Origin of the sequence: Siccibacter colletis (genome assembly GCF_025914095.1) — a bacterium.
In the GTDB taxonomy this organism is placed as follows: domain Bacteria; phylum Pseudomonadota; class Gammaproteobacteria; order Enterobacterales; family Enterobacteriaceae; genus Siccibacter; species Siccibacter colletis.
In genome coordinates this window covers 1,517,194-1,539,791 of the sequence record NZ_CP074352.1, presented here as the reverse complement: position 1 = coordinate 1,539,791, position 22,598 = coordinate 1,517,194, and the positions used below count along the sequence as shown (strand labels likewise).

Below are 22,598 nucleotides of genomic sequence, written 5' to 3'. Positions count from 1 at the left end.
CATTCTCTACAGATGAAAAAGGGGACGCTGTACGCCTGACGTGAGCATCTGCTCCCAGGATAACAGCAAATCGGTCAGCAGCAGTTCGCGGTTGACGCCCGCGACCCGCAGCAGCTGCTCGCGGGTGCGAAACAGCGAATGCAGGCAGTGCTGCAGTTGCGAAACGGTGAGCTGCGCGGCGAGACGCTCCACCAGCGGCTGTCTGTCGGGATTCGTCAGCCAGCGCGCGGCACCCTGCTGCCATTTCACTGCATCAAGCAGCAGCGCAGAGAGCCAGTACAGCCGCATCGGGGCGCTGTCGTGATTGAGCACGGTCAGCAGCGACAGAAAATCCTGCTGGCTGAGCGCGCCGTCTGTCGCCACGCACAGCTGATGACGCGCCTCGCGGGCCTGATCGTCCAATAGCGTCAGCGCTGCCGCGGGCGCACCGCCGCTCAGGCGCAGCGCTGCACTCAGCTCATCCGGAGTGGCGGGTTTTTCACGCGCCAGCCACGCCAGCGCGTAACGCTCTTCCGGCACCGGGATATGCCAGTAAAAACAGCGGCTGCGCAGGGTTGCCAGCAGATTTTCCGGCGTGCGGCAGCCCAGCAAAAACCAGGTATTTTCCGGCGGCTCTTCCAGGGTTTTCAGCAAGGCATTGGCCGCCGCCTCGGTCAGCTGCGCCGCATCGGCAATCCACACCACTTTTGCCCCACCCAGTCGCGCATGTTCGTAGAGCTTTTCGCTGACCGCACGGATGGCGTCAATCCCGAGGCTGGCTTTGCCCTTTTCCGGCTCGACCAGGTAATAGTCAGGATGGGTACTGGCCTGCATCAGCTGACAGCTCCGGCACTGGCCGCAGCTTTTCTGACCATCCGGTTGCTGACACATCAGCCAGCGGCCAAGGGCGTAAATCAGCGCCTCATCGCCCATGCCGGGCAGTGCGTGAATCAGTAACGCATGGTGCCCGCGCCCGGCCTGATGCTGGGACACCAGATGCTCAAACGACGGACGCAGCCACGGATACCATTTCATCAGGCCTGCGCCTCCATCCAGCGACACACGGTTTCGCGAATGTCGTGCGTCACCTCATCCAGCGAGCGCGTGGCATCGATGGTTTTGATGGATGGCGTAGCCGCCGCCAGTTCCAGGTAACGTGCGCGGGTGCGGTTGAAGAAGTCGAGCGACTCCTGCTCAATGCGATCCAGCTCTCCACGCGCGCGGGCGCGCTTCAGTCCGACCTCAGGGGTGACGTCGAGATAGAGCGTCAGATCGGGCGCAAAGTCGCCGAGCACGGTCTGGCGCAGGGTCGCCAGCATAGTCGGATCGATGCCGCGTCCGCCGCCCTGATAGGCCTGGGTGGAGAGATCGTGACGATCGCCGATCACGCAGGCACCGCGCGCCAGCGCGGGTTTGATCACCGTCTCAACCAGCTGAACGCGCGCAGCATAAAACAGCAGCACTTCCGCGTGGTCGGTAATGGTCTCTTCCCCTACCGACTTGATATCCAGCACCAGACTGCGCAGTTTCTCCGCCAGCACGGTGCCTCCCGGCTCGCGGGTGAAAACGAGGTCGGTAACACCCTGTGCTTTGAGGGTATCAATGACCACGTTGCGGGCGGTGGTTTTACCTGCACCTTCCAGCCCTTCGATAACGATAAATTTACTTCTCATTCTTGCCCTTAAGCGACTTCAGATAAGCCTGCACGGCCTGATTATGGCTGCTGAGATTGGTAGTGAATGCGTGTCCGCCTTTACCATCCGCAACGAAATAAAGGTAAGAGGTCTTCGCCGGATGCGCGGCGGCGGTCAATGACGCCTGACCCGGCATCGCGATCGGCCCGGGCGGCAGTCCGGAAATCACGTAAGTATTGTACGGCGTGGGTGTTTCGAGATCCTTGCGGGTGATATTCCCGTTATAGGTCTCCCCCATACCATAGATCACCGTCGGGTCGGTCTGCAGACGCATGCCGATGCGCAGACGGTTAATAAATACCGAGGCGACCCGATCGCGTTCGCTGGCTACTGCCGTCTCTTTCTCAATAATAGAGGCCATTGTCACCAGCTGGTTTTTGTCTTTATAAGGCAGACCCGGCGCTCGCCCTTCCCAGGCTTCATCAACGGCCTTCACCATTCTGGCATGAGCGCGCTTCAGGATGGTGACATCGGTGGTATGCGCGGTATAAGACCAGGTGTCTGGCCAGAACCAGCCCTCGACCCACTGCGGATTATCAATGCCGACCGCTTTGGCGACCGTCTCATAGTTCGCGTCCGGCAGGGTATGTTTGATGTGGGGGGCATCGTGCAACTGTTTCAGCCAGTCGCTCAGACGCATCCCTTCAACAAGGCGTAGCGGGAACTGCGCTTCTTTACCGCTGGCCAGCAACCGGAGTGCGTCACGCACCGTCATCTCCGGCGTCAGGCGGTAGGTTCCGGCTTTGAAGTTAGCCAGTTCGGGCTCTGCCCGCAGCAGCCACTGAAACACGCGCGGACGGGTGATGATTTTTTCATCGTAGAGCTGCTTGCCGAGGGCAATACGCCCGGTGCCCTGTTTGAGGGTAAAAATGGTTTCTTCTTTTACCGTAATTTTGCTGTCGGCAAGCTGGCGGACTTTCCATAAGCCAGCGCCTGCGGCTACCCCAAGGACAACCAGTACCAGCACAGCGAAACGTAACATCTTTTTCATGACGATATCGGTCACTCACAGTGTGGGGCTAAAAAGTGGTAAAGCTCACGCGCGGTCCAGCGTTTGCCGTCAAGCGCGTTAACCGGCACGAGGGGCATAAGGGCATTGCAGATCAGCACTTCTTCCGCCTCCTCAAGCGCCGCTGCGGTTGCGTTTACCTCGTGAACCTGCCATTCACTTTGCTGCAGGCAGGACAAAATATGCTGGCGCATCAGACCATTGACGCCAGCCTGATCGAGACGCGGCGTAAATACCTGATTCCTCTGGCGCCAGAATAAATTAGCCGCACAGCATTCCGTAACCCACCCTTCGCTGTCAAGCACCAGCGCCTCGTCGGCGTCAGACTGTTCAAGATGAGAACGGATCAGCACCTGCTCCAGGCGGTTGAGATGCTTGATGCCGGCGAGCTGAGGGTTACGGCCCAGACGCACCGGGCTGAGGGTAAGCGTGATGCCCTGCTCACGCCAGGCGGAATAGTGGGCCGGCGGCGGGGATATGCTCAGCAGACGCGTCGGGGCAAGGCAGCCAGCAGGGCTATAACCTCGCCCGCCACCGCCGCGGCTGATAATTACCTTCAGCACCCCATTGACCTGCCGGTTAGCCAACTCGACCATTTCGGTTTCCAGTGTTGACCAGGCATCAAAAGGGATGAATAACCGTTCACAGGCAAGACGCAGGCGTGCCAGATGCGCGTCCAGCAGCTGTACGCGACCTTCACGAATACGGGCGGTGGTGAAGCAGCCGTCACCAAACTGTATCGCTCTGTCATTCGCCGGGAGGGAGTCCTGCCATGCACCGTTTATCAAGAACATTGTCGCTCCTTTCGGTAAGCGAAATAGTGTCGCAGGATGACTAAGGGCGAGCAAGCGGAGATGTCTTATGAAAAAGGCCCGCAGCGCGGGCCTTCAGGGCAGGAATCAGATCTTTTTGAAGATCAGCGAGCCGTTAGTACCACCGAAGCCGAAAGAGTTACACAGGGTGTACTCCAGACCGCTTACCTGGCGGGCTTCGTGCGGAACGAAGTCCAGGTCACAACCTTCATCAGGGTTGTCCAGGTTGATGGTTGGCGGTACCGCCTGATCGCGCAGCGCCAGGATGGAGTAGATTGACTCTACCGCACCGGCTGCACCCAGCAGGTGGCCCGTCATGGATTTGGTGGAGCTGACCAGAATGCGTTTCGCATCCGCGCCAAATACCGATTTCACAGCCTGCGCTTCAGCAACGTCACCTGCCGGCGTGGAGGTACCGTGTGCGTTAACGTAGCCAATTTCACCGGCCGCGATACCCGCATCTTTCAGCGCGTTGGACATTGCCAGCGCAGCGCCAGCACCGTTTTCCGGCGGTGAAGTCATATGGTAAGCATCGCTGCTCATACCAAAGCCAACAATTTCACAATAGATTTTCGCGCCGCGTTTTTTCGCATGCTCGTACTCTTCAAGCACGATCATACCGGCACCGTCACCAAGGACGAAACCATCGCGATCTTTATCCCACGGACGGCTTGCCGCCTGCGGATTATCATTGCGAGTGGAGAGCGCACGCGCCGCGCCGAAACCACCAACGCCAAGCGGCGTACTGGCTTTCTCTGCACCGCCAGCAACCATTGCGTCGGCATCGCCATAGGCAATCATACGTGCAGCCTGGCCAATGTTATGCACACCAGACGTACAAGCCGTCGCAATAGAGATGCTCGGCCCACGCAGACCGTACATGATAGTCAGGTGACCTGCGACCATGTTTACGATTGTGGACGGAACAAAGAACGGGCTGATTTTACGAGGGCCACCCTGCGCAAGCGCGGTGTGGTTCTCTTCGATAAGGCCCAGTCCGCCGATACCGGAGCCGATTGCAGCACCGATACGGGTTGCATTCTCTTCGGTAATTTCAAGGCCAGAATCCTGCATGGCCTGGATGCCGGCGACAATTCCATATTGAATGAAGGCGTCCATCTTGCGCTGATCTTTGCGCGAGATGAAGTCATCACAGTTAAAATCCTTTACTAAGCCAGCAAATTTCGTTGCATAGGCGCTAGTATCGAAATGGTCGATTAGGCTGATGCCGCTCTGACCGGCAAGGAGAGCTTTCCAGGTAGACTCTACGGTATTGCCGACAGGAGACAACATGCCCAGTCCGGTCACAACTACACGACGCTTAGACACGTTTGTCCTCCAGGGAGGGAAAAAAGATACTTGTGGGACAAAAAGATAAAACTCAGGCGGTCGAATGACCGCCTGGAGATGTTCACTTACGCCTGGTGACCGTTGATGTAATCAATGGCAGCCTGAACGGTGGTGATTTTCTCAGCTTCTTCGTCCGGAATCTCAGTATCAAACTCTTCTTCCAGAGCCATTACCAGCTCAACGGTGTCAAGAGAATCAGCGCCCAGGTCTTCAACAAAAGAAGCACCGTTAGTAACTTCTTCCTGCTTAACGCCCAGCTGTTCGCCGATGATTTTCTTAACGCGTTCTTCGATAGTGCTCATACTCTTAAATTTCCTATCAAAACTCGCTTTCGCGATGGTTTTCGTAGTGTATAAAATGTTGAAAAAGATGCAACTAAATCCCGGCTGGTCGAACCACGATTTTACGCTATTTTGCGGGTAAGACCCCCGATAACGCAAATCATTTTGCTCCCGGTAACGTCAAAAACTTTAGCTTAAGTGGTTGTTAAGTCATATTTCAGGCGTTTTTTAATTACCACGCCTGAGGTTTGTCTCAATTGTAACCACGTCGCAAAATTATTTGTCCGGGAGCGTGCGGTCAGACCATATACATTCCGCCGTTGACGTGCAGAGTCTCACCAGAGATGTAACCTGCTTCGTCAGAGGCTAAAAATGCTACCGCGCTGGCGATTTCTTTTGCGTCGCCTAAGCGACCCGCAGGAACCTGCGCCAGAATACCCGCACGCTGATCTTCAGACAGCGCACGCGTCATGTCCGTTTCAATAAAGCCCGGAGCAACAACGTTTACAGTAATACCGCGCGACGCGACTTCACGCGCCAGCGATTTACTGAAACCGATAAGACCCGCTTTCGCCGCAGCGTAGTTGGCCTGACCGGCATTTCCCATGGTACCCACCACAGAACCGATAGTGATAATACGACCATGACGCTTCTTCATCATAGCCCGCATTACCGCTTTTGACAGACGGAATACAGATGACAGGTTGGTTTCGAGGATATCGTTCCACTCATCATCTTTCATTCGCATCAGAAGATTGTCGCGAGTGATACCGGCGTTATTAACCAGAATATCCACTTCACCAAACTCTGCACGAATATTTTCCATAACAGATTCGATAGATGCTGCATCAGTCACGTTCAGCATCAGACCTTTACCGTTAGCACCCAGATAATCGCTGATAGCCTGTGCGCCGCTTTCGCTGGTTGCAGTACCCACCACTTTCGCACCGCGCGCGACCAGGGTCTCGGCAATAGCGCGGCCAATGCCACGACTTGCACCGGTTACCAGCGCAACTTTTCCTTCAAAGCTCATGGTTTTCCTCTTTTTATTGTTCAAGCGCCGCTGACATCGCGTCCGGCTCATTGATTGCCGCCGCGCTCAGGGTGTCAACAATACGTTTGGTCAGGCCAGTCAGCACCTTGCCCGGACCAACTTCATAAAGCTGAGTTACGCCCTGGGACGCCATAAATTCTACGCTCTTCGTCCACTGAACCGGACTATAGAGCTGACGGACCAGCGCATCACGAATAGCATCAGGCGCAGTTTCACACTTCACGTCAACGTTGTTGACGACTGGCACCTGAGGCGCATTGAAAGTGATGTTTTGCAGCTCAACAGCCATTTTATCGGCGGCAGGCTTCATCAGTGCGCAGTGAGACGGAACGCTAACCGGCAGCGGCAGCGCACGTTTTGCGCCAGCAGCCTTACAGGCGGCACCGGCACGCTCTACCGCTTCTTTGTTACCCGCGATTACCACCTGCCCCGGAGAGTTAAAGTTCACCGGAGAGACAACCTGGCCCTGGGCAGACTCTTCACAGGCTTTCGCAATAGATGCATCGTCAAGCCCGATAATAGCGGACATTGCGCCAGTGCCTTCCGGCACCGCATCCTGCATCAGCTTACCGCGCAGCTCAACCAGACGCACCGCATCGGCGAAATCAATTACGCCCGCACAAACCAGCGCGGAGTATTCACCCAGGCTGTGACCGGCCATCAGGGCTGGGGTTTTCCCGCCCTGCTGCTGCCATACACGCCACAGGGCAACAGATGCCGTCAGCAGCGCAGGCTGGGTCTGCCAGGTTTTATTCAGTTCTTCAGCCGGGCCTTGCTGCGCCAGCGCCCAGAGGTCGTACCCTAAAACCGCAGAAGCCTCACGGAAGGTCTCTTCAATCACCGGATAGGTTGCCGCCATATCAGACAGCATGCCCACAGCCTGAGAGCCCTGCCCCGGGAAAACAAATGCAAATTGCGTCATGTTTTTAATCCTTATTAATCAAAAACGGACCAGCGCCGAACCCCAGGTGAAACCGCCGCCGAAGGCTTCGAGCAGCACCAGATGGCCGCGCTGAATGCGTCCGTCACGCACCGCTTCATCAAGCGCTGCCGGCACAGAGGCCGCAGAGGTGTTGCCATGACGGTCAAGCGTGACCACCACGTTGTCCATGGACATACTCAGCTTTTTCGCCGTCGCGCTGATAATACGCAGGTTCGCCTGATGCGGCACCAGCCAGTCAAGCGCTGCGCGGTCGAGGTTATTGGCTTCCAGCGTTTCATCAACGATGTGCGCCAGCTCAGTCACCGCCACCTTAAAGACTTCGTTGCCGGTCATGGTCAGGTACGCCTGACTTTCTGCATCCGCACGATCTTTATTCGGCAACGCCAGCAGCGCACCGTAGCTGCCGTCAGCGTGCAGATGCGTGGACATAATGCCCGGCTCTTCGGATGCGCCCAGCACGACTGCGCCCGCCGCATCGCCAAACAGAATAATGGTACCGCGATCTTCAGGATCGAGAGTACGGGACAGCGCGTCAGAGCCCACCACCAGCGCGTACTTCACCGCACCGCTTTTGATGTACTGATCGGCGATGCTGAGCGCGTAGGTAAAGCCCGCGCAGGCTGCAGCTACGTCAAATGCCGGGCAGCCTTTAATGCTGAGCATGTTCTGGATTTCGCATGCGGAGCTTGGGAAAGCGTTGCTGGCAGAGGTCGTTGCAACAATGATCAGGCCAATCTCATTTTTGTCGACGCCAGCCATCTCAAGCGCACGCAGCGATGCTTCATATCCCATCGTGGATACGGTCTCGCCTGGTGCGGCAATACGGCGCTCGCGAATACCTGTACGGGTGACAATCCACTCGTCAGAGGTATCCACCATTTTTTCCAGATCGGCGTTCGTCCGCACGTGCTCAGGCAGATAGCTGCCGGTGCCAATAATCTTCGTATACATGTACGCTCTGTCACTCTTGGGTAATATACTCGCTGCTTTCTGTTGCTAAGCCAGCCGGGTATAAACATTCCAGGCGAGTGGCAATCCGCTCGGGAAGTTGCCGCTCTACCGCCTGCACCGCCTGTTCGATAGCGACCGCAAATGCTCGCTGATTGGCGGCACCATGACTCTTAATCACGGTGCCGCGCAATCCTAACAGACAGGCGCCATTATACTGGTCGGGGTTGAGGTGACTGAATCGCCTTGAGAGGCTTTTTTGTAACCAACGCTTTAATAACAGCAGCCACCACGACTTTTTCTTCCCTTCGCTTTGAGATTTCAGTAGCGAAAGGAACATCCTGACCACGCCTTCCATCGTTTTCAACGTGACGTTTCCGACAAACCCGTCACACACCAGCACATCGGTCTTGCCGGTCAATAATTCGTTCGCTTCGAGATAACCAATATAGTTAATCGAAGGTGATGCTTTTAATAATGCCGAGGCGTCGCGGATGCTATCAAGACCTTTCGTCTCTTCTTCTCCAATATTGAGAAGCGCTACGCGGGGATGACTAATTGTCAGCACCTCTTCGGCCATGACCGAGCCCATTACGGCGAACTGCACCAGCATATTGCTGTCGCAGTCAACGTTAGCACCTAAATCCAGCACTACCGTTTTACCCTTCTGCTGATGCGGCAACACCGTCACCAGCGCCGGTCGCTCAATGCCGTCGATCGGCTTGAGCAAAAGTTTGGCAAGTCCCATCAATGCGCCGGTATTACCGGCACTGACGCAGGCCTGCGCGCGTCCTTCTTTTACTAACTCCAACGCAACCCGCATTGACGTTCCGCGACTGTTGCGAACCGCCTGGGACGGGCGAGCATCACTGGCGATAACCGACTGCGCAGGGATAATCTGCAAACGTGAACGTTGTTCAAAGTCAGCTTTAGCAAGTAATGGTGTTATAGCGTCGGGATCGCCGACTAAAAGAAGATGGAGCTGCGAATTAGAATTCAGTGCCTGCAAGGATGCAGGCACTGTCACGGATGGGCCAAAATCGCCCCCCATGGCATCTAACGCAAGGGTTAGACGTGTCAAGGTATCGTCGATGTCCGGTTATCCCCGCTTGCGCGGGAAAAGCACCAAAGCACCACGCTTGCGCGTGATTACTTGGTGATAACCTTACGACCGCGATAGTAACCGTCAGCGGTTACGTGGTGACGCAGGTGGGTCTCACCAGAAGTCTTGTCTACAGACAGGCTGGTAACAGCGGTCAGAGCGTCATGAGAACGACGCATACCGCGTTTGGAACGGGTTGGTTTATTCTGTTGTACGGCCATGGACCTTACTCCTCAATTACTTACGCTTTAAACTGGCTAATACGGCAAATGGGTTTGGCTTTTGCGCTTCTTCAGGCAGTTCACCAAAGACCATGTCCGCGTCGGACACTTCACAGTGTTCAGAATCATGCACCGGAACTACTGGTAAGGAGAGAATGATTTCATCCTCAACCATAGCAAGCAGATCGATTTCACCGAATTCGTTAACCTCAATCGGTTCATACGCTTCCGGGAGTGCTTCAGCCTGCTCGCTGTTCGCGATCGGGCTAAAACAATACGTTGTGTGAACATGATGCGGGAACGTTTTACCGCAACGCTGGCATTCGAGCGTTACCGATACCGTTGCATCGCCGGTTAATACCGCGAGGCGCTGGTTGTCGATAGCAAACGACATGGAGCATTCCACATCACTGTCCACACTGACCACAGATTCGGCGACACGCTCCGCCTGGTCCTGGGTATAGATACCCTGGTAATCGAGGCGTTTTTGAGCGGTACGAACCGGATCAAGAGTCAGGGGTAATTTTACCTTTTGCATAGGGCGCGCATATTAACTTTGTAATGTCATAGAGTCAAAGGAAAAGGCAGTCATGACCGCCTTTTGCCATTTATTCGCACACAATTGCGGCGCACAGTTTAAAATGCCTTTCACCGATTCGCTATATCTGGCAATAAAAAAATGACCGCGATTGTGCTCGCATCTACATCCCCGTTTCGCCGCGCGTTACTTGAAAAGCTCACGCTGCCTTTTATTACCGACGCGCCTGAAACTGACGAAGCGCCGCTGGCCGGCGAAACCGCTATTCAGCTGGTGCAGCGTCTGGCGCACGCTAAGGCTGAGGCGCTGGCAATGCGTTATCCATCTCATCTGATTATAGGCTCGGATCAGGTTTGCGTATTGAACGGCGTTATTACCGGCAAACCCCACACGCGGGAAAATGCCATTGCGCAACTGGCCCAGGCCAGTGGCAATATCATCACCTTCTATACCGGGCTTGCGTTATTAAACAGTGCCAGCGGGAAAGCGCAAATTCTCTGCGAACCATTTCACGTGCATTTCCGCACGCTCAGCGCTGCAGAGATTGAGGCTTACGTCGATAAAGAGCAGCCGCTCAACTGCGCCGGGAGTTTCAAGAGCGAGGGGCTCGGCATCACGCTGTTTGAGCGGCTTGAAGGGCGCGATCCGAATACGCTGGTCGGCCTGCCGCTTATTGCGCTCTGCGAGATGCTGCGCAACGAAGGCGTCACTCCGCTTCAGGCATAAAAAAGCTCCGCACGGCGGAGCTTCACGTTACTTCTGGTTGCGCAGCACGTTGAGGCAGCGCTTGAGCTTATCGTCGAGCGGCGCTTCAATGCGTATCGTTTCCCCGCTGGCGGGATGTTCAAACTTCAGCGCGGCGGCATGAAGGAACAGACGATTCAGCCCCGTGCCGTCGAGCTGCCTGTCAAACTCCCGGTCGCCATAGCGATCGTCAAACGCAATCGGATGGCCGGCATGCAACGTGTGAACGCGTATCTGGTGGGTACGACCGGTAACCGGGCTACAGCGCACCAGCGTGGCATGGGTATAGCGCTCTTCCACTTTGAAACGCGTTTCGGAGGGTTTGCCTTCGCTGCTCACGCGCACAATACGCTCTCCGCTCTGCAGAATATTTTTCAGTAGCGGCGCCTGCACGACCTTCACATGTGATTGCCACTGCCCGCGCACCAGCGCGAGATAATCCTTCTGCATACCTTTATTACGCAGCTGCTCGTGCAGCGAACGCAGCGCGGAACGTTTCTTGGCGACCAGCAATACGCCAGAGGTATCGCGGTCGAGACGGTGCACCAGCTCAAGGAAACGCGCTTCCGGGCGCAGAGCGCGCAGCCCTTCGATGACGCCGAAGCTCAGGCCGCTGCCGCCGTGTACCGCCGTACCGGAAGGTTTATTGAGCACAAGAATGTGGTCATCTTCATAGAGGATGACGTCGCTAAGCTGCGCAACCTTATTAAGGTGCGGCGACACCGCCTCTTCTTCACGCTCGGCCACGCGCACCGGCGGCACGCGCACTTCATCGCCCGCCTCGAGTTTGTACTCCGGCTTAATGCGCTTCTTGTTAACCCGCACCTCACCCTTACGGATGATGCGATAGATCATGCTTTTCGGCACGCCCTTGAGCTGGGTGCGCAAAAAGTTGTCGATACGCTGCCCGGCTTCTTCATCAGAAATGGCAACGGTTTTTACGGATGGACTCTCTGTTTTCATGGTCGGCGATTCTAATTGAGCCAACTGGCATAGCGCCACTCATTTTTCTGTGCTTATATTTACAATCTGCCCGCGCAGGTTGGCGATTTGCCACGACTGGTTGTTATTAGAACACTCGTTGTTAGCAGGTTGAAAAACTGTGAGTAAGCAGATGATAAATGGCAAAAGTCATCTTGCTATAACAAGGTTAGCAGTGAATAATGTTCTCGTTTTCCGTGTTAAAACTTGTTAAAACAAGATGTTTTGCGGAATTACCCATTTTGCCCGGCCGTTCACTCACGCAGCAATGGCGTAAGACGTTGTGAACTTTCAGGCAGTTAGCGGGCTGCGGGTTGCAGTCCTTACCGGTAAATGGAATCATCTCTGGCGATATTTTCCCAGGCTATTCCCCTGATAATTGCGCTGTTTTTCCTTATGAAAAACAGGCTACCGACACTCTGCGCCTCTTAAGCGAGCGATAACCGTGAGGTTGACGACGCAAATAGTCACGAGGCCATCGGTTCACACCCGGAAAGGCGTCACCATGCCCGCAGCTTAGTCGTCAATGCAAGAATAATGAGTAAGTTACGATGAAAAGAATGTTGATCAACGCAACTCAGCAAGAAGAGTTGCGTGTCGCCCTTGTGGATGGGCAGCGCCTGTACGACCTGGATATCGAAAGCCCAGGGCACGAGCAGAAAAAAGCGAACATTTACAAAGGTAAAATTACCCGTATCGAACCCAGTCTTGAAGCCGCGTTTGTTGACTACGGCGCTGAAAGACACGGTTTTCTCCCTCTTAAAGAAATCGCCCGCGAATACTTCCCTTCAAACTACTCGTCACACGGTCGTCCAAACATCAAAGACGTGCTGCGTGAAGGTCAGGAAGTCATTGTTCAGATCGATAAAGAAGAACGTGGTAACAAAGGTGCCGCGCTCACGACCTTTATCAGCCTGGCGGGTAGTTATCTGGTTCTGATGCCGAACAACCCGCGCGCCGGGGGTATCTCCCGCCGCATCGAAGGCGATGACCGCACCGAGCTGAAAGAAGCGCTGTCCAGCCTGGAACTGCCGGATGGCATGGGTCTTATCGTGCGTACCGCTGGCGTGGGCAAATCTGCCGAAGCGCTGCAGTGGGATCTGAGCTTCCGCCTTAAGCACTGGGAAGCTATTCAGAAAGCCGCGGAAAGCCGCCCTGCCCCGTTCCTGATCCATCAGGAAAGCAACGTTATCGTGCGTGCCTTCCGCGACTACCTGCGTCAGGACATCGGCGAAATCCTTATCGATAACCCGAAAGTGCTCGAACTTGCGCGCCAGCACATCGCCGCGCTGGGTCGTCCGGATTTCAGCAGCAAAATTAAGCTCTACACCGGTGAAATTCCGCTGTTCAGCCACTACCAGATCGAATCTCAGATTGAGTCTGCCTTCCAGCGCGAAGTGCGCCTGCCGTCCGGCGGCTCGATCGTTATTGACTCCACCGAAGCGCTGACCGCTATCGATATCAACTCCGCTCGCGCTACCCGCGGCGGCGATATCGAAGAGACCGCGTTCAATACCAACCTGGAAGCGGCAGATGAAATCGCCCGCCAGCTGCGTCTGCGCGACCTCGGCGGCCTGATCGTTATCGACTTCATCGACATGACGCCGGTACGCCACCAGCGCGCGGTTGAGAACCGTCTGCGTGAAGCGGTACGTCAGGATCGTGCGCGTATCCAGATTAGCCATATCTCCCGTTTCGGCCTGCTGGAAATGTCCCGTCAGCGCCTCAGCCCGTCACTGGGCGAGTCCAGCCATCACGTCTGCCCGCGCTGTAGCGGCACCGGCACCATCCGTGATAACGAATCGCTGGCGCTCTCTATTCTGCGTCTCATTGAAGAAGAAGCGCTGAAAGAGAACACCCAGGAAGTGCACGCTATCGTTCCGGTGCAGGTTGCCTCTTACCTGCTGAACGAAAAGCGCGAAGCCATCAGCGCCATCGAAAAACGCCAGGGCGGCGTGCGCTGCGTCATCGTGCCAAACGATCAGATGCAGACCCCGCACTACTCCGTCCTGCGCGTGCGCAAGGGCGAAGAGACGCATACCCTGAGCTACATGCTGCCGAAGCTGCATGAAGAAGCCATGGCACTGCCTTCTGACGACGAGTATGCCGAGCGTAAACGTCCGGAGCAGCCTGCACTGGCCACCTTCGTGATGCCTGACGTACCGCCTGCCCCTCAGGCTGAGCCGAAAGCTGCCGCGCTGCCTGAGAAGAAAGCCGACGCGAAGCCGCAGCCAGCCAGCGAGGCGCCGGGCCTGTTTGGCCGACTCGTTCGCTCGCTGAAATCGCTGTTTGCCTCTGAGCCTGCCGTTGAAGCTAAACCGGCTGCTGAAGAGAAGAAAGCCAACCCCGAAGGCAAGCAGAACGAACGTCGTAAACCGCGCCAGAACAATCGCCGCGATCGCAACAGCCGTGATAACCGCGACCGTGACCGCGACAACCGTGAAGGTCGTGACAACCGCGATAATCGTGATAACCGCAACGACAGCGCCGAAGGCCGCGAGTCTCGCGACGAGAACCGCCGCAACCGTCGTCAGGCGCAGCAGCAGAACGCCGAGACGCGTGATGCCCGCCAGCAGCCGGTCGCTGAAGAAGGTGACAAGCCGAAAGGGCGTGACGAGCAGCCGCGTCGTGAACGCAACCGTCGTCGCTCCGATGATAAGCGTCAGGCCCAGCAGGAAGTTAAAGCTCTGCAGCGCGACGAGCAGCCGCAGCCAGAGGTGGAAACTGAGCAGGACGATCGCGTTCAGACGCTGCCGCGCCGCAAGCCGCGTCAGCTGAGCCAGAAAGTGCGTATCACCTCTGAAGCCGATAACGCCGCTGTTGAAACCCAGCACGAGCCGGTTGCCGAGACCAGCACCGAAGTGGCAACGCGTCCGCTGCCGGTGGCTGTCGACAGCGCCGTCGAGCAGGATGAAAACGGTGAAGCGCGTACCGATGCCGCTGGCATGCCGCGTCGCTCACGCCGTTCCCCGCGTCACCTGCGCGTCAGCGGTCAGCGTCGTCGTCGTTACCGTGACGAGCGTTACCCGACCCAGTCGCCGATGCCGCTGACCGTCGCCTGCGCATCGCCGGAAATGGCCTCGGGTAAAGTGTGGATCCGCTATCCGGTTGCCAGCCTGCCAGAGCAAGCCTCTGAAGGTTTCGGCGAGATGGAAACCATCGTGGCCGAGCCGGTAGAAAACACCATTGCCGTGGCCGCACAGGCACTGACCGTGGAGCCAGAAGCACCGGTTGCACAGCCTGAAGCGCCGGTCGTTGAAACCACGCATCCGGAAGTGATTGCCGCACCGGTAGACGAGCAGCCCCAGATTGTGGCTGACGAAGACCAGGCGGTTGCCCGCACGGTAGCAGAAGAGGCGAAACCGGCGGAAAGCGAAACCGACCGTCGCGACGAGATCGCTGCTGAAATCGCGCAGATTGCACCGGCTATCGAAGACGCGACCGTAGAAGCACCGCAGGACGCCGAAGCAACTCAGGAAGCAGTAGCGCCTCAGGAAGCGGCAGCACCGCAGGAAGAGGTTAAGGCCGACGCGCCTGCCGCTGCAGCACCGGTTGTTGCTGAGCAAGCGCCGGTTGCGCCGGTAGCCACCTCTCCGGTACTGCCGAAAAATGCGCCAGCGGTCACGCGTCACGCCACGGCCCCAATGACCCGCGCGCCGGCACCGGAATATGTTCCGGAAGCGCCGCGTCACAGCGACTGGGTTCGTCCGGCGTTTGACTTCGAGGGTAAAGGCTCTGCGGGTGGTCATAGCGCGACTCACCAGGCTACCGCCCCGGCGACACGCCCACCGGCAGTGGAGTAATCCTCAGCCGCTTAAAAAGCCGACCTCAGGGTCGGCTTTTTTTTGGTGCCTGCATCCCGGATAACCCCGGCATCACCTCGCGCATCAGCGCCAGAAACCGGCACAGCCGCGCGGGCTGGTAGCGGGCATGGGGATAGACCAGCCGTACCGGCAGCATCGCGGCCTGCCACGCCGGCAGCAGATTCACCAGTCTGCCCTGCGCCAGCTCCTCCTGGACCACCCAGGCAGAGACCACCGCGGCCCCCAGCCCGGCCAGCGCCGCCCCTTTTATCGCATACAGGCTGTCTGAGCTAAGGCGCGGACTCATTGGCACCTGAACTGCCTCGCCTGTATCGGCATGGGTCAGCGTCACTTCATGGCGGTAAAAGGTGTTGAGGGCCACCCAGGGTAGCCGCGCCAGATCGTTTATCTCCTCAACCGCTGGCGAGCGGGCCAGCAGTTCCGGGGAAGCAATCACAATGCGCGGCACTTCGGCCAGCAGCACCGCCACGTTAGCGGGATCGCTCTCGACGCCAACCTGAATCGCGCAGTCGATGTTTTCCGCCAGAAAATCCACGCTCTTATCATTGAGCATCCACTCCACCGACAGCTTGCTGTGCTCCAGCAAAAACTGCGTCAGCGGCACCAGCAGTTGCTCCTGGCCAAACGCATGGGGCGCGCGCACCCGCAACACCCCCACCGGTTCTTCGTCAGCATGTTTCAGCTCATCCTCCATCGCCTGCCACCCGGCCAGCAGGATCTGACCGTGGTGGTAGCAGCGCTCGCCGTCGTCGGTAAGCTTCATGGCATGGGTGGAGCGCAGCAGCAGCTTCGCGCCGAGCAGCGTCTCCAGAGTCTGCAATCGTCGACTGACCGTCGCCTGAGTGGTTCCCAGTAGCCCCGCGGCAGCAGAGAGCGAACCACTCTCGACGATGCGCGCAAAGGTCATCATCAGCTCCAGCCGGTCTATACGCTCTTGTCGTTTCATAAAACCTTCATTCATACGTCAGACGTATAACTGTTTTACCACCGCCCGGGCTACCAGGCTATCCGTTAACAGGTAAAAATGCCGCCACAGACCTGATAAGGAATAAGACCATGAGTACAACCCGCACTGCCCCCGGCGCTTCGCTGGTTATTTTTATCCTTGCCCTGGCGGCAGGGCTGAGCGTTGCCTCCATCTATTATGCGCAGCCGATCCTGCCGCTGATGGGTAACGACCTGCATCTGAGCGTCAACGGTATGGGGCTGATCCCGACCCTCACCCAGGTCGGTTACGCCCTCGGCATTCTGTTTCTGCTGCCGCTCGGTGACCGCCACGACCGCCGGACGCTGATCCTGATAAAAAGCGGCGCGCTGGCCGGCATGCTGGCCCTGTGCAGCTTCGCCGGCGGCCTGAATGCGCTACTGGTGATCAGCCTGCTCATCGGTATGATGGCGACTATGGCGCAGGACATTGTTCCCGCCGCCGCCATGCTGGCCCCGGAAGGGAAACAGGGGAAAACCGTCGGCACCGTGATGACCGGGCTGCTGCTGGGTATCCTGCTGTCGCGTACCGTGAGCGGTTTGATCGGTGAAGGGTTCGGCTGGCGCGTGATGTATCAGCTTGCCGCCGCGAGCATTGCCTTTGTTGGCGTGCTGCTGTGGGCGGTACTGCCGCGCTTCCACGCCCATTCGACGCTGAGCTACCCGGCGCTGATGAAATCAATGGCGCACCTGTGGCTGCGCTATCCGGAACTGCGCAGCGCCGCGCTGGCCCAGGGGTTTCTCTCTGTTGCCTTCAGCGCGTTCTGGTCCACGCTGGCGCTGATGCTGCTGGAAAACTATCACCTCGGAAGTGCCGTTGCCGGTGGCTTCGGTATCGCCGGTGCGGCAGGCGCCCTGGCCGCGCCGCTGGCGGGTGCACTGGCTGACCGTACCGGCCCGGCGCGCGTAACCCAGTTAGGCTCGGCGCTGGTTATCGTCTCCTTTGCACTGATGTTCACCCTGCCCCTGCTCTCACCGCACTGGCAGCTGGTGGTTATCGCTATCAGCGCTGTTGGTTTTGACTTCGGCCTGCAGGCGTCGCTGGTGTCACACCAGACGCTGGTCTACAGCCTGGAGCCGGCTGCACGTGGCCGTCTGAATGCCCTGCTGTTTACCGTGGTGTTTGTCGGTATGGCGCTGGGTTCGGTGCTGGGTGCCCGGGCCTGGGAGATGGCGGGCTGGAACGCAGTGGTGGGACTTGCCGCGCTGATGGCGGCAATAGCGCTGGCGATTCGCCTGATGGACGCGGCGCGCGTGTCACGCACTGCCCGCCTCTGCGCCAGTCAACGCTAAAAAAAAGCCCGCTCCGGGGTGAAGGGAGCGGGCGTAAAAAACATGCCCAGTTTCAAGACATGTTTAAATTCGTTGTAATTATCGGTTTAACTGGAAAAGAGACATCCCTTGCATATCGCTGAAAGACTTATAGGAAGCCTGAAGCGCAGCCTGCTGCATGGTGTAGTTCGAGATGGTTTCGTTCCAGTCAACGTCTACCAGCGCGCTCATCTGCGCGGTCTGGATCAGTTTGCGGTCTTCACCCAGCGAGTCGAGGTTATCAAGCTCATTAAGCTGCGTACCCAGCTCAGCCTGAACGGTAGAGACATTGTTCAGGGAGTTCTTCAGGCCGCGCGAGGTTTTCGCTACCGCGTCCATCAGAGCCTGCTGATCGGCATCACTCAGCCCTTCACGCGGGGTGTTCAGGGCGGCAATCGCGGTATCCAGCATGTTGAACACGTTGGTTTCGCTCGGCGTACCGTCCGGCTCAGGAATGGCGTTGCTGGTGATACGGTCGAACACGTCGCTGCCGATATGGCCGATAACCATGGTGCGCGAGCTGTCCACGTTCTGGGTAATGTTCTCGGTGCCGCCGCCGTAGGTTACGCTGCCCGCCGCACCGGTAAACGGCGCGCTCTGGGTCTGGTAACCGGCGAAGATGTAGCGGCCGTTACCGTCAGTGCTGTTCGCGAGGTTCAGCAGCTGATCGCGCAGCCCCTGCAGCTCGGTGCCCAGCGAGGCACGGTCGTCATCGCTCAGGGTGCCGTTCGCCGCATAGACGATTTTTTCCGACGCGGACGTAATTACGGTGGTCGCCTGACTCAGCACGTTGGTCTCCAGGGAGACTTTCTGGTTGGCGAAATCACGCGCTACCGCGTACTGGCTGTTCTGCGCCTGGGCCTGAGAGAGCACCACGGCCTGCGCCGCGGCAATCGGATCGTCAGACGGACGGTTAACGCGTTTGCCGGTGGACATCTGCTCACCGTAGTTCAGCCAGGTGGTCTGCGCGTCGCTGATACCGCGCATGCTCTGCTGATACATCATTTGGGTACTGATACGCATCGTGCTGTTCCCTGTTAACGGATCTGGAGAATGGCATCAAACAGAGCTGATGCGGTTTGCAGAACCTGTGCGTTCGCCAGGTAGTACTGCTGATAGCGCTGCAGGTTGCCGTACTCTTCATCGAGGTTAACCCCGGAGACGGACTGCTGCTGGTTCGTCAGCTGGGTAACCACGTTGCCCTGAGTGGTGCTGGAAGTTTTCAGGGTGTTGGTGGTGTTACCTACGGTGCTGACCATCGCCGCATACGCATCGTTGAAGGTTTTGTTGCCACCCACTTTTTTGCTGTTCTGCAGATCGAGCAGCGCCTGGCCGTTACGGTTGTCGCTTTCGCCCGCTGCCGGATCGGCGGCCATGGCGATTTCGCTCTCTTCGGTAACGTTGACGTCCATTTCAATGACCGTCCCGTCGTAAGGCTTAACGATAAAGCTGTCTTTGTTGGCCGCCGCACCGGTGATATCCACCTTCAGGCCATCGAACTCCAGACCAGTGATATTGCCTGCGCCGTCATCCGTAACGGTCGCGGTCGCGGTGGTGTTGTCCGACAGACGGGTTACCGTCCAGTCAGTGCCGTTGAAAGAGAGCTTGTAGTCGGTAGCTTTCATCGCGCCGCTGTCGGTCATGCTGGTGGTCAGCGCTGCCGAGCCGGTGTTGCGCGCATTGGCCAGCGTGGTCGAGCCGCCGAAGTTGAAGAATGCTTTACCCGGGTTGCCTTCCGCATCGAAGCCCAGTTCGTGCTGCTTGTTAAACGAATCGGCAAAGGAGACTGCCAGCTGGCCGAGGCTGTTACGCGCCTGGTCCAGGTCCTGGGAACGGAAGGTCATCAGGCCGCCGAGTGAACCGGTGGTGATCAGCTTCTCAGGAATTTCGATGTTGCCGGCGATTTTATCCACGTAGGCGACCGCCATACGTGAAGGATCGGCGTTGGACGGCACGGCCGCCAGCTGGTTCGCAGTGGTGCCCTGCACCAGGGTATAGCCGTTCGCCATCGTCAGGTTGACGGTGCCGCCGTCCTGGACAGAAACGTCCACGCCCACGACGCGGTTCAGCTCGGTAATCAGCTGATCGCGCTGATCCAGCAGGTCGTTCGGCGTCTGGCCGCTGCCCATCGCGGTCATGCGGGTGATCTGGTTGTTCAGGTTGGCGATCTGCTTGGAGTAGTTGTTGATCTGCTCAACGCTTGAAGAAATCGCGGTATTCACCTGTTTCTCCTGCTCGCGCAGGTAGTTATCCACCACCTTGAACTGGCTGACCACGCCGTCGGCTTTGCCGAGCAGGGTCTGACGCGCGGCCGGATCTTCGGCGTTGCTCACCAGGGTCTGCATGGATTTGAAGAAATCCTGCATGGTGGTGGAGAGGTTATTGGTGGTGCCAGAGAGCATGTCGTTGATTTTTGACATCTGCTGATAGCGCGACGTCAGGCCGCTGCTCTGGTTTTCCGCTGCACGCAGCTGGTTGGTGACGAAGGTATCGTATTCGCGCTGCACGCCGGACACGTAAACACCGTTACCGATCCAGCCGCCGGAACTCAGGGTGCTGTTTGTTTGCCCCAGAACCGTGGTCTGACGGGTATAACCGGCAACGTTATAGTTAGAGATGTTATTACTCACCGTATTCAGTGCGTTTTGAGCCGCACCCAGCCCACTCATCGCACTATTAATCAAGCTAGACATGGAGGTTCCTTATGAACAATCAAGACAGTAGTCCTGATGAAATTTATCGGCAGGACCAGCGCAAACTTGAGAAATTTCAGAACAGATTCGACAGATCGTTGCTGTAGGTTTTGCTGACCTTGTCGCTCATCGCTTTCAGCTGCTGAATCATGGTGTTGAGCTTGCGTGCATAGTTCGGATCGGTCGCGTAACCGGCGCTCTGTAGCGCCTGCGCCCCCTGCTCCGGCGTAGCCGCGGTGGTCACCGCCGCGTAGCGCGGATTGCGGGTCAGCAGTCCGACGTAATCGGAGAGCGCTTCCAGATAGGAGCCGTAAACGCGGAACTTCGCCTTCACTTTCTTCGCTTCGCCGTTCTCGAATTCGGTGGTGGTGATCTCGGTGACCGGCCCCTTCCAGCTGCCGCTCGCCTTCACGCCGAACAGGTTGAAGCTTGGTTCGCCGCTTTCGGTCTTGATCTGACGCTGGCCCCAGCCCGACTCCAGCGCCGCCTGGGCCAGAATCAGGTGGTGCGGAATGCCGCTCTGCTGGCTGGCGAGACGCGCCGGCAGCGAGAGCTGCGCCAGGAAGTCCTTGCTGTCGCCGCTCAGCGGTTCGTCATTGCTCGGCGGCTTCGGCACGGCGCTGCGCACCAGCTGGGTCAGGGTCTGATTTTGATAACTGGTCACCGTTTCCAGCGGGAACTTCATTGGTACCTGCGGCGCCTCGTCGGCTGGCATCAGCGGCTGGCCGCTCATCTGCTTCACCATCTGCTCCGCAAGACCAAGTCCCTTGCCCGCCGTCATGTGCTGCGCAATCTGCTGGTCATACATGCTGGTATAAAGCCGCGTCTGCTCGCTGCTGAACATGCCGTCTTTCGGCAGCGCTTCACGCATGCTTTTCAGCATCATCTGGACAAACATCCCTTCCACCTGGCGGGCAACCTGCTTGAGATTGCCCTGTGGGTCTTTCCCGGCCTCGGCTTTCAGGTCGTTGAGCGAGCGGGCGTCAAACGCCGCGCTGGCCAGCAATTTGCTATCTGTCAGCATCAGATAATTTCCACTTTTGCACGCAGGCAGCCTGCGCTTTCCATCGCCTGGATCACCGACATCAGCTCCATCGGCGTAGCACCCAACGCATTCAGGGCGCGGACGACGCTGTTGAGGTTGGCGCTGGCGCGCACGCTCTGCAGCGAACCGCCTTCCTGACGCAGATCGATCTGGGTCTGCGGGGTCACCACGGTCTGACCGCCGCCAAACGGCGTATCCGGCTGGTTGACGTTCAGGTTCTGATTCACCGTCACCGACAGGTTACCCTGCGCCACAGCACAGCTGTCGAGGGAGACTTCGCGGTTCATTACCACCGAGCCGGTACGGGAGTTGATGATGATCTTCGCATCCTGCACCGCCACGTTCACCTGCAGGTTCTGGATGTCTGCCAGCATACGCACCTGGGAGCTGTTGCCGCCCGGGACGCGGATCTGCACGGTGCGGGCATCCAGCGCGGTGGCGCTGCCGTAGCCGCGCGCGCGGTTGATGGTGTCAGTGATCTGCTGCGCCAGGGTGAAGTCTTCGTTATTCAGCTGAAGATTGATGGTGTTGCCCGACCCAAACTGGCTCGGCAGCTCGCGCTCAATCATCGCCCCGCCGGTGATACGTCCACCGTTGAGCTGGTTAACCTGCACGCTACTGCCACCGGCCGCCGCGCCGGCACCGCCGACGAGGATGTTACCCTGAGCCAGGGCGTAAACCTGGTTGTCCACGCCTTTCAGCGGGGTCATCAGCAGCGTACCGCCGCGCAGGCTTTTGGCGTTACCCATCGACGAGACTACGACGTCAATGGCCTGCCCCTGGCGACCGAACGCCGGGAAGTTAGCCGTGACCATGACCGCAGCCACGTTCTTCAGCTGCATGTTGGTGCCGGTCGGGACGGTGATCCCAAGCTGGGACAGCATGTTGTTCAGCGTCTGGGTGGTAAATGGCGTCTGGGTGGTCTGGTCACCCGTGCCGTCCAGACCCACCACCAGGCCGTAGCCGATAAGGGAGTTCTGGCGCACGCCCTGTACGCTGGTGAGATCGCGAATGCGCTCTGCCTGGGACACCGTAGCGACCAGCAGCAGAACCATTCCGAGCAGTGATTTAACCATGTGTCACCC

General features: G+C 57.8%; 21 protein-coding genes. 3 read left to right on the top strand and 18 right to left on the bottom strand.

Going from position 1 to position 22,598, the window contains the following annotated elements; all coding sequences use genetic code 11:
- Positions 1-6: 6 nt before the first annotated feature.
- From holB to yceD, 12 genes are all read right to left on the bottom strand, one after another.
- The gene (gene holB, locus KFZ77_RS07360) at positions 7-1,014 is read right to left on the bottom strand and encodes a DNA polymerase III subunit delta' (protein ID WP_031519987.1); all 1,008 of its coding nucleotides are present in this window, start codon (positions 1,012-1,014) and stop codon (positions 7-9) included.
- Positions 1,014-1,652: a dTMP kinase gene (tmk, locus tag KFZ77_RS07355; RefSeq protein WP_031519990.1), complete on the bottom strand. Its 639-nt coding sequence runs from the start codon at positions 1,650-1,652 to the stop codon at positions 1,014-1,016. The genes holB and tmk overlap by 1 nt, the downstream gene beginning before the upstream one ends.
- A complete protein-coding gene (yceG, locus tag KFZ77_RS07350) occupies positions 1,642-2,664 on the bottom strand; it encodes a cell division protein YceG (RefSeq protein WP_031519992.1) in 1,023 nt (340 codons plus the stop codon). The genes tmk and yceG overlap by 11 nt, the downstream gene beginning before the upstream one ends.
- An 11-nt stretch (positions 2,665-2,675) precedes the next feature.
- Complete coding sequence (pabC, locus tag KFZ77_RS07345; protein WP_031519994.1) at positions 2,676-3,476, bottom strand: aminodeoxychorismate lyase; 801 nt, start codon at positions 3,474-3,476, stop codon at positions 2,676-2,678.
- A gap of 105 nt (positions 3,477-3,581) precedes the next feature.
- On the bottom strand, positions 3,582-4,823 hold the full coding sequence (fabF, locus tag KFZ77_RS07340) for a beta-ketoacyl-ACP synthase II (RefSeq protein ID WP_031519996.1): 1,242 nt from the start codon (positions 4,821-4,823) through the stop codon (positions 3,582-3,584).
- 86 nt (positions 4,824-4,909) lie between these two features.
- Positions 4,910-5,146: an acyl carrier protein gene (gene acpP / locus KFZ77_RS07335; protein ID WP_024549485.1), complete on the bottom strand. Its 237-nt coding sequence runs from the start codon at positions 5,144-5,146 to the stop codon at positions 4,910-4,912.
- A gap of 277 nt (positions 5,147-5,423) precedes the next feature.
- Entirely contained in the window at positions 5,424-6,158 is a 735-nt protein-coding gene (fabG, locus tag KFZ77_RS07330) for a 3-oxoacyl-ACP reductase FabG (protein WP_031519998.1), read from the bottom strand.
- A 13-nt stretch (positions 6,159-6,171) separates the two neighbouring features.
- Positions 6,172-7,101, bottom strand: a complete 930-nt coding sequence (fabD, locus tag KFZ77_RS07325) for an ACP S-malonyltransferase (RefSeq protein WP_031520000.1) — start codon at positions 7,099-7,101, stop codon at positions 6,172-6,174.
- A gap of 18 nt (positions 7,102-7,119) precedes the next feature.
- Positions 7,120-8,073 carry a beta-ketoacyl-ACP synthase III gene (locus KFZ77_RS07320; RefSeq protein ID WP_031520001.1) on the bottom strand — a complete coding sequence of 318 codons (954 nt, stop codon included), beginning with the start codon at positions 8,071-8,073 and terminating at the stop codon, positions 7,120-7,122.
- A gap of 10 nt (positions 8,074-8,083) precedes the next feature.
- Positions 8,084-9,151: a phosphate acyltransferase PlsX gene (gene plsX, locus KFZ77_RS07315; RefSeq protein WP_201770420.1), complete on the bottom strand. Its 1,068-nt coding sequence runs from the start codon at positions 9,149-9,151 to the stop codon at positions 8,084-8,086.
- Positions 9,152-9,219: 68 nt separating this feature from the next.
- Positions 9,220-9,393, bottom strand: a complete 174-nt coding sequence (rpmF, locus tag KFZ77_RS07310; protein ID WP_024549480.1) for a 50S ribosomal protein L32 — start codon at positions 9,391-9,393, stop codon at positions 9,220-9,222.
- 16 nt (positions 9,394-9,409) lie between these two features.
- Positions 9,410-9,931, bottom strand: a complete 522-nt coding sequence (yceD, locus tag KFZ77_RS07305) for a 23S rRNA accumulation protein YceD (RefSeq protein ID WP_031520005.1) — start codon at positions 9,929-9,931, stop codon at positions 9,410-9,412.
- A gap of 141 nt (positions 9,932-10,072) precedes the next feature.
- On the opposite strand from yceD, the gene KFZ77_RS07300 reads away from it, so the two are divergent.
- Complete coding sequence (locus tag KFZ77_RS07300; RefSeq protein ID WP_264385857.1) at positions 10,073-10,657, top strand: Maf family protein; 585 nt, start codon at positions 10,073-10,075, stop codon at positions 10,655-10,657.
- A gap of 27 nt (positions 10,658-10,684) precedes the next feature.
- Here KFZ77_RS07300 and rluC read toward each other — a convergent pair whose 3' ends face one another.
- The gene (rluC, locus tag KFZ77_RS07295; protein WP_264386158.1) at positions 10,685-11,638 is read right to left on the bottom strand and encodes a 23S rRNA pseudouridine(955/2504/2580) synthase RluC; all 954 of its coding nucleotides are present in this window, start codon (positions 11,636-11,638) and stop codon (positions 10,685-10,687) included.
- A 569-nt stretch (positions 11,639-12,207) separates the two neighbouring features.
- On the opposite strand from rluC, the gene rne reads away from it, so the two are divergent.
- Positions 12,208-15,459 carry a ribonuclease E gene (gene rne / locus KFZ77_RS07290; RefSeq protein WP_264385856.1) on the top strand — a complete coding sequence of 1,084 codons (3,252 nt, stop codon included), beginning with the start codon at positions 12,208-12,210 and terminating at the stop codon, positions 15,457-15,459.
- A gap of 25 nt (positions 15,460-15,484) precedes the next feature.
- Here rne and KFZ77_RS07285 read toward each other — a convergent pair whose 3' ends face one another.
- Positions 15,485-16,426 carry a LysR family transcriptional regulator gene (locus tag KFZ77_RS07285; RefSeq protein ID WP_031520012.1) on the bottom strand — a complete coding sequence of 314 codons (942 nt, stop codon included), beginning with the start codon at positions 16,424-16,426 and terminating at the stop codon, positions 15,485-15,487.
- Between the two features lie 110 nt (positions 16,427-16,536).
- Between KFZ77_RS07285 and KFZ77_RS07280 the strand changes: the two genes are divergently transcribed.
- Positions 16,537-17,757: an MFS transporter gene (locus tag KFZ77_RS07280; RefSeq protein ID WP_264385855.1), complete on the top strand. Its 1,221-nt coding sequence runs from the start codon at positions 16,537-16,539 to the stop codon at positions 17,755-17,757.
- 78 nt (positions 17,758-17,835) lie between these two features.
- Here the strand turns inward: KFZ77_RS07280 and flgL are convergent, their stop codons facing one another.
- The 4 genes from flgL to KFZ77_RS07260 all read right to left on the bottom strand — a co-directional run bounded on the left by flgL (position 17,836) and on the right by KFZ77_RS07260 (position 22,589).
- Complete coding sequence (gene flgL, locus KFZ77_RS07275; RefSeq protein WP_031520015.1) at positions 17,836-18,798, bottom strand: flagellar hook-associated protein FlgL; 963 nt, start codon at positions 18,796-18,798, stop codon at positions 17,836-17,838.
- Positions 18,799-18,812: 14 nt separating this feature from the next.
- Positions 18,813-20,468 (bottom strand): flagellar hook-associated protein FlgK, encoded by a 1,656-nt coding sequence (gene flgK / locus KFZ77_RS07270; RefSeq protein ID WP_264385854.1) that lies wholly within the window; start codon positions 20,466-20,468, stop codon positions 18,813-18,815.
- Between the two features lie 76 nt (positions 20,469-20,544).
- The gene (flgJ, locus tag KFZ77_RS07265; RefSeq protein WP_031520019.1) at positions 20,545-21,492 is read right to left on the bottom strand and encodes a flagellar assembly peptidoglycan hydrolase FlgJ; all 948 of its coding nucleotides are present in this window, start codon (positions 21,490-21,492) and stop codon (positions 20,545-20,547) included.
- Positions 21,492-22,589 (bottom strand): flagellar basal body P-ring protein FlgI, encoded by a 1,098-nt coding sequence (locus KFZ77_RS07260; RefSeq protein ID WP_031520021.1) that lies wholly within the window; start codon positions 22,587-22,589, stop codon positions 21,492-21,494. The genes flgJ and KFZ77_RS07260 overlap by 1 nt, the downstream gene beginning before the upstream one ends.
- Between the last annotated feature and the right edge of the window lie 9 nt (positions 22,590-22,598).

Excerpts from the sequence above, each read along its gene's own strand:
- holB (WP_031519987.1), bottom strand. The coding sequence starts at position 1,014 with ATGAAATGGTATCCGTGGCTGCGTCCGTCGTTTGAGCATCTGGTGTCC.
- tmk (WP_031519990.1), bottom strand. The coding sequence starts at position 1,652 with ATGAGAAGTAAATTTATCGTTATCGAAGGGCTGGAAGGTGCAGGTAAA.
- yceG (WP_031519992.1), bottom strand. The coding sequence starts at position 2,664 with ATGAAAAAGATGTTACGTTTCGCTGTGCTGGTACTGGTTGTCCTTGGG.
- pabC (WP_031519994.1), bottom strand. The coding sequence starts at position 3,476 with ATGTTCTTGATAAACGGTGCATGGCAGGACTCCCTCCCGGCGAATGAC.
- acpP (WP_024549485.1), bottom strand. The coding sequence starts at position 5,146 with ATGAGCACTATCGAAGAACGCGTTAAGAAAATCATCGGCGAACAGCTG.
- fabG (WP_031519998.1), bottom strand. The coding sequence starts at position 6,158 with ATGAGCTTTGAAGGAAAAGTTGCGCTGGTAACCGGTGCAAGTCGTGGC.
- fabD (WP_031520000.1), bottom strand. The coding sequence starts at position 7,101 with ATGACGCAATTTGCATTTGTTTTCCCGGGGCAGGGCTCTCAGGCTGTG.
- KFZ77_RS07320 (WP_031520001.1), bottom strand. The coding sequence starts at position 8,073 with ATGTATACGAAGATTATTGGCACCGGCAGCTATCTGCCTGAGCACGTG.
- rpmF (WP_024549480.1), bottom strand. The coding sequence starts at position 9,393 with ATGGCCGTACAACAGAATAAACCAACCCGTTCCAAACGCGGTATGCGT.
- yceD (WP_031520005.1), bottom strand. The coding sequence starts at position 9,931 with ATGCAAAAGGTAAAATTACCCCTGACTCTTGATCCGGTTCGTACCGCT.
- KFZ77_RS07300 (WP_264385857.1), top strand. The coding sequence starts at position 10,073 with ATGACCGCGATTGTGCTCGCATCTACATCCCCGTTTCGCCGCGCGTTA.
- rluC (WP_264386158.1), bottom strand. The coding sequence starts at position 11,638 with ATGAAAACAGAGAGTCCATCCGTAAAAACCGTTGCCATTTCTGATGAA.
- rne (WP_264385856.1), top strand. The coding sequence starts at position 12,208 with ATGAAAAGAATGTTGATCAACGCAACTCAGCAAGAAGAGTTGCGTGTC.
- KFZ77_RS07285 (WP_031520012.1), bottom strand. The coding sequence starts at position 16,426 with ATGAAACGACAAGAGCGTATAGACCGGCTGGAGCTGATGATGACCTTT.
- KFZ77_RS07280 (WP_264385855.1), top strand. The coding sequence starts at position 16,537 with ATGAGTACAACCCGCACTGCCCCCGGCGCTTCGCTGGTTATTTTTATC.
- flgL (WP_031520015.1), bottom strand. The coding sequence starts at position 18,798 with ATGCGTATCAGTACCCAAATGATGTATCAGCAGAGCATGCGCGGTATC.
- flgK (WP_264385854.1), bottom strand. The coding sequence starts at position 20,468 with ATGTCTAGCTTGATTAATAGTGCGATGAGTGGGCTGGGTGCGGCTCAA.
- flgJ (WP_031520019.1), bottom strand. The coding sequence starts at position 21,492 with ATGCTGACAGATAGCAAATTGCTGGCCAGCGCGGCGTTTGACGCCCGC.
- KFZ77_RS07260 (WP_031520021.1), bottom strand. The coding sequence starts at position 22,589 with ATGGTTAAATCACTGCTCGGAATGGTTCTGCTGCTGGTCGCTACGGTG.